The following is a 10,103-nucleotide window of genomic DNA, read 5'->3' as shown; positions in this document are numbered from 1 at the left end:
TCTTTTAAGATTAAAAGGAAAGGATTTAGAAATAGTTATAAAACTAATCTAAATCCTTTTTTTATGAAGTTAGTTTTGTTTATTTTTGAATCCTAAATGAAAATAGTAGAGCAGATAAAACAACCTATAGCCACTGAGATGGAACTTTTCGAAAAGAAGTTTCTAGAATCGATGTCTTCAAAAGTGGCGCTGCTCAATAGAATTACCTATTACATTGTCAACCGAAAAGGAAAGCAAATGCGTCCGATGTTTGTTTTCTTAACGGCAAAAATGGTTTCCGGAGGAACAATTAACGAAAGAACTTATCGTGGTGCTTCAGTGATCGAATTGATTCACACAGCAACATTAGTTCATGATGATGTGGTGGACGATAGTAATAAACGCAGAGGTTTTTTCTCAATCAACGCACTTTGGAAAAATAAAATTGCGGTTTTAGTAGGTGATTATTTGTTGTCCAAAGGATTATTGCTTTCCATAGACAATGGTGATTTCGATTTATTACGCATTATTTCATTAGCGGTTCGCGAAATGAGCGAAGGCGAATTGTTGCAAATTGAAAAAGCACGCCGATTAGACATTACGGAATATGTATACTACGAAATCATTCGTCAAAAAACCGCCACTTTAATTGCTGCTTGTTGTGCGCTTGGTGCTTGTTCTGTAGATGCTGAAAATACAGAAGTGATCGAAAAAATGCGCAAATTCGGAGAATTAATAGGGATGGCTTTCCAAATTAAAGACGATTTGTTTGATTATACTGATGATGCTATTGGTAAACCAACCGGAATTGATATCAAAGAACAAAAAATGACGTTGCCGTTAATTTATGCACTAAATAATTCGTCTGAAAAAGAAAAATCATGGTTGATTAATTCCGTTAAAAACCATAATAAAGACAAAAAACGAGTGAAAGAAGTGATCGACTTTGTGAAAAAACAAGGTGGATTAACCTATGCCGAAGAAAAAATGATTGCTTTTCAACAAGAAGCATTGGCTTTAATACAAGATTTCCCTTCATCTCCCTACAAAGATTCACTTACTTTGATGGTGAATTATGTTATTGAACGAAAAAAATAATTTTTTTTTCAAACTTCATACAACCATTTTATAACCCATCTCGTCTATACTAATAGAAAGCGGTTTAATAACAATTACAAGAGCAAAAATCAAATTCAACTTGGATTTAAATTTTAAATTGGACTTGTTTTTGATATTGAATTTTGAACTTGATATTGAATTTTGAAAATGAAAGTAATCAACTTACATAGAGACGAAAACAAAATCATTCAGCAGGCTATTGCAAACAATAGACAGGCACAGCGTTTGTTGTATGACAAATATTCGAAAAAGATGTTGAGTGTGTGTCGTCAATACATTAAAGATCTACACCATGCCGAAGATGTAATGATTACTGCTTTCATGAAAGTGTTTACTAATTTAAGCCGATACGAAAATAAAGGAAGTTTTGAAGGATGGATTAGACGAATTATGGTTCATGAATGCATCGATTTTCTAAGAGTGAAGAAAAATTTTATTTCACATGATGATGTTACAGAAATAATTTCTAACGAACAAGAAGCTAGTTTAGAATCACAAGATTTTTCGGTTGACGACATCCAGTTGTTGATAGATAATTTGCCCGATGGTTGCCGAACGGTTTTTAATCTTTACGGAATAGAAGGATATAAACATCAGGAAATTGCCCAAATGTTAAACATAAGCGAGGGAACATCAAAATCGCAATTGGCACATGCTCGCAAATTACTGCAAAACCAAATTAACCAATTAAAAGCTAATGAAAATGGAACCGAATAAATTTGAACAGATTGCAAAGGAAAAGTTAGCAAAAAGGGAAATTCAACCTTCAGTTGCTGCCTGGGATAGACTGGATGCCATGCTAACCGCTCAGGAACAACCTAAAAAGAAGAATAATCTTTGGTTATATATTGCGGCTTCTTTGTTTTTAGTGCTGGGAATTGGATTTTGGAATATGAGAAACGATACAAACTCAATCATTATTCCGAAACAAAAAATGGTAAATTCTGAGGAAAATCAGCAAAGAGATATTGATACTGAAAAGAATCAGAAAGTAATGCAAAGAGTAGATCAATCATCTGAAATTGCTTTTCAAAATAAGACAGAGAAAAAGAGTGGAAGACAAGTTGTTTTAGGAGAAAAGAATAAAGAGATTGAGAAAAAAAATATAATTCAATTAACGGATAAACAGCAGTTGTCTAATCTGGATAAAGAAGCACAAGTTGAGGAAAATAAGTATCAATATGTAACGCCAGAAGAGTTGCTAGCCTCTGTAGATCAAAAATATACCGGGAAAAGCGAAACGCAAAAAACAAGAATTAAAAGCAGCTTAAAAGTGAATCCGGATGAACTTTTAACAGCAGCAGAAGAAGATATAAAAGTAGAATACAGAGAAAATACATTAGATAAATTGCAACGAAATTATAGCAAAGTAAAGTCAGCATTGGCTAGTAGAAATTACCAGGAATAATCATCAAATTTTAATAATCATCAATCCAAAATGCTTATAGCATGGCGGAAAAATCAAAAAACGGACAGTTATGCAAAAAATTATTTTATACACATTAGTTGTGTTGCTTTCAGCAATAGGAAAGTTAAGTGCTCAGGAAACCGATTCGCTTAAAGTGGAATCAAAGAAAAGTTTTGAATTACAAGCTAAAGAAATTGCTAATAATATTCAAACCATTACAGCAGAAGAAAAAAAGGCATTAAAAGAAGAAGTTGCTGCTATTGACAAGCAAATTGAAGACGGAAAAATCTCCAAAGAAGACGGAGAAAAGTTGAAATTAGAAATTGCAAAAGAACGTGCGCAAAATATTGAGACTAAAGTTGCTGCTGAAGAATCAAAGCTTTCGCAATTGGTTCAAGATAAAGTAGATGGAAAAATTAAAGAGAATACAGTAGATCAAGACACAATAGAACTGAAAAAAGGGCGTCTTGTTATTAGTTATCATGCAAAAGCAGATAAGTCAAACAAGGAGCGTAAACCAAAATCTGAAAAAAGAACAACTACACAATTTGTTTTTGCAGCGGGTTTGAATAATGTAATTACCAAAGGGGAAAGCTTAAATGATTCTGATTTCAGGGTTTGGGGTTCGCATTTTTACGAATGGGGTTTGACCTTAAATTCACGAATTCTTAAAGATCATAATTTATTACATGCCAAATACGGTTTATCAGTAATGTATAACAATTTACGCCCAACAGATAATCGTTATTTTGTAAAAAACGGAGAGGTAACCGAATTGCAAGCAGGAGCTGTAGATTTTGACGAGTCAAGATTAAGAAATGTGTATTTAACCGCTCCGGTTCATTTAGAATTCGATTTTACACCGAAAAAAACCAATAAAGACGGAGAAAGTTATTTTAGAACACATGAATCATTCCGTTTAGGAATTGGAGGTTATGCAGGCGTTCGTGTAAAGTCAAAACAAATCTTAAAATACGAAGAAGACGATCAAAAAGTTAAAAACAAACAGAAAGGCGACTTCAATGTTTCGGATTTTAATTACGGATTAAGTGCTTATATCGGTTATGGAGAAATCACTTTGTATGCTAAATACGATATTAATCCACTATTTAAAAACAATGCGGTAGATCAAAACAATATCTCTTTAGGTGTTCGATTTGATTTCAATTAATATTTGGGTTGAGTTTATAAAAACCTGCAAGGATAAAATCTTGCAGGTTTTTTTATGGAACTTCGTATCTTTGAGCTTCTAAAAAAATCCGATTTGATTACGCAAAACACCATAGACAACGTTTTTGAAACTGCCCGAGTAGAGGAAGTAATTGGCGATTTTGTTCAATTGAAACGAGCTGGGAGCAATTTAAAAGGATTGAGTCCGTTTGTGAATGAAAAATCACCTTCGTTTATGGTATCTCCGGTAAAACAGATTTGGAAAGATTTTAGTTCGGGAAAAGGAGGAAATGTGGTGACTTTTTTAATGGAACACGAACATTTCAGTTACCCCGAAGCCATTCGATATTTGGCAAAAAAATACAATATCGAAATCGAAGAAACCGTTCAAACTTCAGAAGATGCAGCTGTTGCCAATGAAAAAGAAAGTATGTATTTGGTTTCCGAATTTGCGAGCCAATATTTTCAAGATGTTCTTCAAAATACGGAAGAAGGAAAAGCAATTGGTTTAACTTATTTTAAAGAACGTGGATTTACGAACGAAATCATCCAAAAATTCAATTTAGGATATTCGCCTGATGTTTGGGATGCTTTTACCAAAGAAGCGTTGGCTAAAGGATATCAACTCGAGTTTTTAGATAAAACCGGTTTGACAATTGTAAAGGAAGACAAGCAGTTTGACCGATTTAAAGGGCGAGTGATGTTTCCGATACAAAGTATGAGTGGACGTGTGCTTGGTTTTGGTGGGCGAATTTTGACCAATGATAAAAAAGCAGCTAAATATCTGAACTCACCGGAAAGCGAGATTTACCACAAGAGTAAGGTTTTATACGGAATTTATCATGCGAAACAAGCTATTGCGAAACAAGATAATTGTTATTTGGTAGAAGGATATACCGATGTAATTCAGTTCAACCAAGCGGGAATTGAAAATGTGGTAGCTTCTTCGGGTACGGCTTTAACTCCTGACCAAATTAATTTGGTAAAAAGGTTAACCAAAAACATGACGGTTCTTTTTGATGGAGATGCAGCCGGTTTGAGAGCTTCTGTTCGTGGTATCGATTTGATTTTGGAAGCTGGTATGAACGTTCGTGTATGTGCTTTCCCGGACGGTGAAGATCCGGATAGTTTTGCTAAAAAAACACCGTATGATGAATTGGTGTTGTATTTAGAAAATAACGCTAAAGATTTTATCCAATTCAAGGCTTCGCTTTTGATGAAAGAAGCCAATAATGACCCAATTAAAAAAGCCGATTTAATTAGGGATATGGTGGTAAGTATTTCTAAAATTTCCGATAGAATTAAGAGAGAAGTGTATATTCAGGAATGTTCCAGAATTATGGATATTTCTGAAGATGTGTTGTTTAATACATTGGCACAAATTGACAAGAAAGAAATTAGTGATGCCAGTAAAAAGTTTAATGCAGAGCAAAAAGAGAAAGCTTTTGAGGTTGTAAGGAATGAAAACTTTCAGCAGCAAACAAAAGTCGATATCCAATATATTTTGGAACAAAAAATAATTGAAATTCTATTGCTTTACGGAAATACAGAAGAAACTTTTGAAGATGTTTTTTTGAAGACTAATGAAGAAGGCGAATTTGTAGAAGTAAAAGAAAATAGAGTATATAAAGTATACCAACGTGTTTATATGAGTTTGCAAGAAGACGAAATTGAGTTAGCAAATCCTGTTTTCAGAGCAATTTATACTGATTTGATTAATTATTACAATCAAACGGAACATTTTCAAACGGAACAATACCTAATGCAATTGGCTCCGGAAATAGCAGGAGAAGTAACGTCTATTTTGATGAATGAAGAACGAGAAGTATTGCACAACTGGGAAGTGAAACAAATTTACGTAAAACAAAAAGATAAAGGAATTGGACAATACGTAACCGAGACTATCTTGTCGTTGCGCTGGTATTGGGTAAATAGTATTGTAGAAGATTTAAAGCAATCCATAGGTCATGAAAATGACAAAGACAATGTCGAAACATTGTCTTTGGTTATGGATTACTTAGGACTCACTAACGTTTTTGCTAAAAAGCTAGGTCGGGTAATGAGTCGCTACAGTTAATTAAATTACGTCTAAAGTCTTAGCTTTGTTTAATAAATCAACTAAGTTGGTTACATTCAACTTCGCCAATAAACGCAATTTGTAAGTACTGATTGTTTTTTCGTCTAAGCCTAAGATCTCAGCGATTTCTTTGTTTTTCTTACCGTCATTTAAATAACGTAAAACTTCAACTTCTCTAGCTGATAATTTTTTGAACAAACGATCACCTTTTTTGCCTTTGCTTAAAACTTCGATTTTCTTTTTAACGTCTTCGCTAACAATTACCTCTCCAGATTTTACTTTGTAAAGGATGTTTTCAAGTTCTTTTAGAGAAATGTTTTTAGAAACATAAGCAGAAACACCAGCTTTAACAGCAGTAGGAGCATACATTTTCTCAGAAACGCTAGTGTAAAGAACGATTCTTGATCCGGGATACTCTTTTAATAAAGCTTTAATGTCGCGAATACTCGTGATACCATTAAGTTCGATGTCTAATAAGATAACATCAATCTTTTTGTCTTCTAAAATGCTCACTAGTTCATCTAAATCAGATGCTTGAGCTACAACCTCGATATCCGCATTTTCTTTGAAATACGTTTTTAGTCCATAACGAACAATAGGTTGATTGTCTGCAGTACAAACTCTAATCATTTTTTAATAATTTGGTTAATAATAGTAAATAGTAGTGGTGCAAAGATAAGAAATAAAATGTAAATTCTTATAAATTAAATGGTTATTATTTCAAATTTTTCGGAATTTGACAAATTGGGATAGGAATCATCTTATGTTGATTCATAGTGTTTAGTCTTTTGTAAATAGCAAAAACATCAGCTAAACGCCCATTGAAATCGTTTGCGGACTTTCCTTGTTCCCCTTGTTCCATAGCCCATTCCAGTTCATCATAACTGGCGCCAATCTGATCTTCATCCGATAAATCATTTTCATATAAACCATCAGAAGGCTTTGCGTTTAAAATACTGTCAGGAACATTTAAGAAATGAGCCAATGCTCTTACTTCGCTTTTTACTAAATCAGCAATTGGACTTAAATCAACTCCACCATCGCCGTATTTAGTATAAAAGCCTACGCCAAAATCTTCCACTTTGTTTCCGGTTCCAGCAACTAGTAACCCTTTAATTCCTGCATGATAATATAAAGTAGTCATTCTTAATCGAGCACGTGTATTGGCTAATGTAATATCAAGTGTTTTACGTTCGTCGTTTTGTTCAACTTCGTTAGCAAAAGCATCAAAAACTGGAGTCAAATCCGTTTTAATACTGGAAACGTTAGAAAACCTCTTTTTTAATTGATCAATATGCTCAATAGCTCGGTTCACATGACTTTGATGTTGGTGAATAGGCATTTCCACACATAAAGTAGGTAAACCGGTTTGGGCACATAAACTAGAAGTTAAAGCACTATCAATTCCGCCGGAAATTCCAACTACAAATCCTTTTGCTTTAGCATTTGTAGCATAATCAGAAAGCCATTTTACAATATGTTCGTTTATCTTTTCTGCATTGAAATTTTTTGAGACACTCATTTTTTTATTTTTTATGTACGATAACTGTATATTTGTCGTTGTTTTTTAGTAGTATAAAAGTAGAAGATTTCTATACTAATTCAAAAATTTTAATAAACTTATAACTATCATGAAGAAACTGTTTGTTTTTTCCTTGTTTTTACTCTTGTTCTCTTGTAAAGAAGAAAGTAAAGTAGATCAGGAAGTTGCAGTAATACCTGTTGAATTTAAAATAGAACGATTTGATCAAATTTTTTACCAATCAAAACCTGAAGATTTAGCAAAAATTAAAGCACAATATCCTTTTTTCTTCCCGCCGGGAAATGAAGATACGGTTTGGACTAACAAATTAAGCGATCCGTTGCTGAAAGAGTTATACGCTGAAGTTCAAAAAAAATATGCTGATTTAGGAGAAGTGAACGAAGAGTTGAAAGATTTTTTTGCTCGTGTCCAATATTATTATCCGAAATACAAAACACCAAGAGTAATTACTCTAATAAGTGAAGTAGACACCGATGCAAAAGCAGTTTATGCTGATACTTTGGCGTTGGTTTCGTTAGATTGTTATCTGGGAGCAAATCACAGATTTTATGTTGATTTTCCGGAATATCAAAGAGTCCGATTCAATGAAGATCAAATTCTTCCTGATCTGGCGTTTAGTTTTGCGCAGCAAAAAGTTCCGGTTCCATCCGATAGAACACTTTTGTCGAGCATGATCTATTTTGGTAAACTATATTATATGGAAGATGCTTTATTACCAAAGGTGGCTGACGAAGCAAAAATAGGATATACTAAAGAACAAGTAGCATGGTGTAAAGAAAATGAAGCGCAAATGTGGAGTTATTTTATCGAAAATAATTTATTGTTTGATACCAACCAAAAGAACGAATTCCGTTTTATCTCAGAAGCGCCATTTTCTAAATTTTATTTAGATATTGATAACGAGTCGCCAGGAAGAACCGGACAATGGATAGGTTGGCAAATTGTGAGAAGTTATATGGGAAATAATAACGTATCTTTGCAAGATATGTTGGCAATGGATGCCAAAACAATTTTTGAACGCTCCAAATATAAACCTGCAAAATAATGACAAACAAAAGATCAGATATAAAAATCTCAGTTGAACTAGACGAAAATCAGATTCCGGAAAAATTAAGATGGACTGCAAAAGATGGCGGTGTTGATCAAGCTGACGCTAAAGCAATGTTGCTTTCTATTTGGGATAGTAAACAAAAAGAAACACTTCGTATCGATTTGTGGACCAAAGATATGCCGGTTGACGAAATGAAACAGTTTTTCCACCAAACATTAGTGGCAATGGCTGATACGTTTGAACGCGCTACAACCGATGAAAAGATGAGTGCAACTATGCGTGATTTTTGTGATTACTTCGCTGAAAAACTAGATTTAAAAGCATAATTATAATAAAGGAGAATTGCTTCCGAAAACGTCTTGATTCACTTGATCAATAAATTGAAGCAATTCTTCTTTTCCTGAAGAATCAAGTGAAGAGGTGATAAAATATTGAGGCATTTCTTCCCAACCGTTAGCTAATACTTTTTTGCGATAAGCAGCCACATTTTGTTGCGCTTTTACCTTTCCTATTTTATCAGCTTTGGTGAAAATAATGCAAAAAGGAATTCCTAATTCTCCCAAATAATTGATAAATTCCAAGTCAATTTTTTGTGCTTCTAGACGAATGTCAATCAAGACAAAACCGCAAACCAATTGCTCTCTGGTTTCGAAATATTCCGTAATAAATTTTTGAAAAGTAGCTTTAGTGGATCTCGAAACTTTGGCATATCCATACCCTGGTAAGTCTACTAAGAACCAATTGTGGTTGATCTTAAAATGATTAATTAATTGTGTTTTTCCGGGTTTTGATGAAGTTTTTGCTAAATTTTTTTGCCCGGTTAGCATATTAATAAGTGAACTTTTGCCAACGTTTGAGCGGCCAATAAAAGCGTATTCAGGAATAGGTTCATTGGGGCATTTTTTAGCATCTGAGTTACTTATAATAAATTCGGCACTGGTAATCTTCATCTTGTATAGAAAAATAATCCCCTTGCGGGGATATGTTATATTTTGTTTTTTTGTAACCAACCAAATAATAAATTGTTGAACTCGTCAGGGTGTTCCATCATGGCAGCGTGACCGCATTTGTCGATCCAGAACAATTCTGAATTAGGTAACAATTGGTTGAATTCTTCAGCAACATCTGGTGGTGTTACTTTGTCGTTTTTACCCCAAATAATACAAGTCGGAGTAGTCATTTTAGGTAAGTCTTTAGCCATGTTATGACGAATAGCACTTTTGGCAATTGTTAAGGTTTTTAAAAGCTTCATACGATCATTTACCGTTGCAAAAACTTCGTCAACAATTTCTTTGGTAGCCACTTTTGGGTCATAAAACACATCTTCACTCTTTTGTTTGATGTATTCATAATTGCCGCGTTTCGGATAGCTTTCTCCCATCCCGCTTTCATACAAACCGGAACTTCCGGTAATAACTAATCCTTTGACTAACTCCGGATGCATATTGGTTAAATAAAGTGCAATATGTCCGCCAAGGGAATTTCCTAATAGAATCACTTTTTCGTAACCTTTAAAAACAATAAAGTCTTTTACAAACTTAGCAAAAGCCTTAACATTGGTTTTTAAAATACTTTGAGTGTATAATGGAAGTTCAGGAATGACCACCTTGTAGCCGTTTTTTGGAAAAAAAGTAGCAACACCATCAAAATTACTTAAACCTCCCATGAGGCCGTGCAAAACGATAATTGGGGTGCCTTCTCCGGCTTCAAAATATGAATATTTCTTGTCTTTTATAAGCATAGTATCAATTTCAAT

General features: G+C 33.8%; 11 protein-coding genes. 7 read left to right on the top strand and 4 right to left on the bottom strand.

The genetic code is table 11. The features are described from left to right. Positions 1-96 precede the first annotated feature (96 nt). From ACUSJC_RS11140 to dnaG, 5 genes are all read left to right on the top strand, one after another. On the top strand, positions 97-1,077 hold the full coding sequence (locus tag ACUSJC_RS11140) for a polyprenyl synthetase family protein (RefSeq protein WP_449269637.1): 981 nt from the start codon (positions 97-99) through the stop codon (positions 1,075-1,077). Positions 1,078-1,245: 168 nt separating this feature from the next. After that, positions 1,246-1,815 (top strand): RNA polymerase sigma factor, encoded by a 570-nt coding sequence (locus ACUSJC_RS11135; protein WP_449269636.1) that lies wholly within the window; start codon positions 1,246-1,248, stop codon positions 1,813-1,815. Then, positions 1,802-2,506, top strand: a complete 705-nt coding sequence (locus ACUSJC_RS11130; protein ID WP_449269635.1) for a hypothetical protein — start codon at positions 1,802-1,804, stop codon at positions 2,504-2,506. Before ACUSJC_RS11135 ends, ACUSJC_RS11130 begins: the two co-directional genes overlap by 14 nt. Positions 2,507-2,576: 70 nt before the next feature. Next, positions 2,577-3,677 carry a hypothetical protein gene (locus ACUSJC_RS11125; protein WP_449269634.1) on the top strand — a complete coding sequence of 367 codons (1,101 nt, stop codon included), beginning with the start codon at positions 2,577-2,579 and terminating at the stop codon, positions 3,675-3,677. 93 nt (positions 3,678-3,770) lie between these two features. Next, a complete protein-coding gene (gene dnaG, locus ACUSJC_RS11120; protein ID WP_449269640.1) occupies positions 3,771-5,753 on the top strand; it encodes a DNA primase in 1,983 nt (660 codons plus the stop codon). On the opposite strand, the gene ACUSJC_RS11115 is transcribed toward dnaG, so the two are convergent. Together ACUSJC_RS11115 and nadE are read right to left on the bottom strand one after the other, a co-directional pair. After that, complete coding sequence (locus ACUSJC_RS11115; RefSeq protein WP_449269633.1) at positions 5,754-6,383, bottom strand: response regulator transcription factor; 630 nt, start codon at positions 6,381-6,383, stop codon at positions 5,754-5,756. It lies immediately after the preceding gene. An 85-nt stretch (positions 6,384-6,468) separates the two neighbouring features. Then, on the bottom strand, positions 6,469-7,275 hold the full coding sequence (gene nadE / locus ACUSJC_RS11110) for an NAD(+) synthase (protein WP_449269632.1): 807 nt from the start codon (positions 7,273-7,275) through the stop codon (positions 6,469-6,471). A gap of 109 nt (positions 7,276-7,384) precedes the next feature. Here nadE and gldB point away from each other — a divergent pair, with 109 nt between their 5' ends. Both gldB and gldC read left to right on the top strand, forming a co-directional pair. After that, on the top strand, positions 7,385-8,341 hold the full coding sequence (gene gldB, locus ACUSJC_RS11105) for a gliding motility lipoprotein GldB (RefSeq protein ID WP_449269631.1): 957 nt from the start codon (positions 7,385-7,387) through the stop codon (positions 8,339-8,341). Beyond that, positions 8,341-8,673 (top strand): gliding motility protein GldC, encoded by a 333-nt coding sequence (gene gldC, locus ACUSJC_RS11100; protein ID WP_449269630.1) that lies wholly within the window; start codon positions 8,341-8,343, stop codon positions 8,671-8,673. The genes gldB and gldC overlap by 1 nt, the downstream gene beginning before the upstream one ends. Here gldC and yihA read toward each other — a convergent pair whose 3' ends face one another. Both yihA and ACUSJC_RS11090 read right to left on the bottom strand, forming a co-directional pair. Further along, positions 8,674-9,297: a ribosome biogenesis GTP-binding protein YihA/YsxC gene (gene yihA, locus ACUSJC_RS11095; RefSeq protein ID WP_449269629.1), complete on the bottom strand. Its 624-nt coding sequence runs from the start codon at positions 9,295-9,297 to the stop codon at positions 8,674-8,676. It lies immediately after the preceding gene. Between the two features lie 35 nt (positions 9,298-9,332). Beyond that, positions 9,333-10,088: an alpha/beta fold hydrolase gene (locus tag ACUSJC_RS11090; protein ID WP_449269628.1), complete on the bottom strand. Its 756-nt coding sequence runs from the start codon at positions 10,086-10,088 to the stop codon at positions 9,333-9,335. Between the last annotated feature and the right edge of the window lie 15 nt (positions 10,089-10,103).

The organism is Flavobacterium sp. U410 (genome assembly GCF_053570605.1).
The sequence above is the reverse complement of the archived record's forward strand: the minus strand, read 5'-3'. Positions and strand labels throughout refer to the sequence as shown.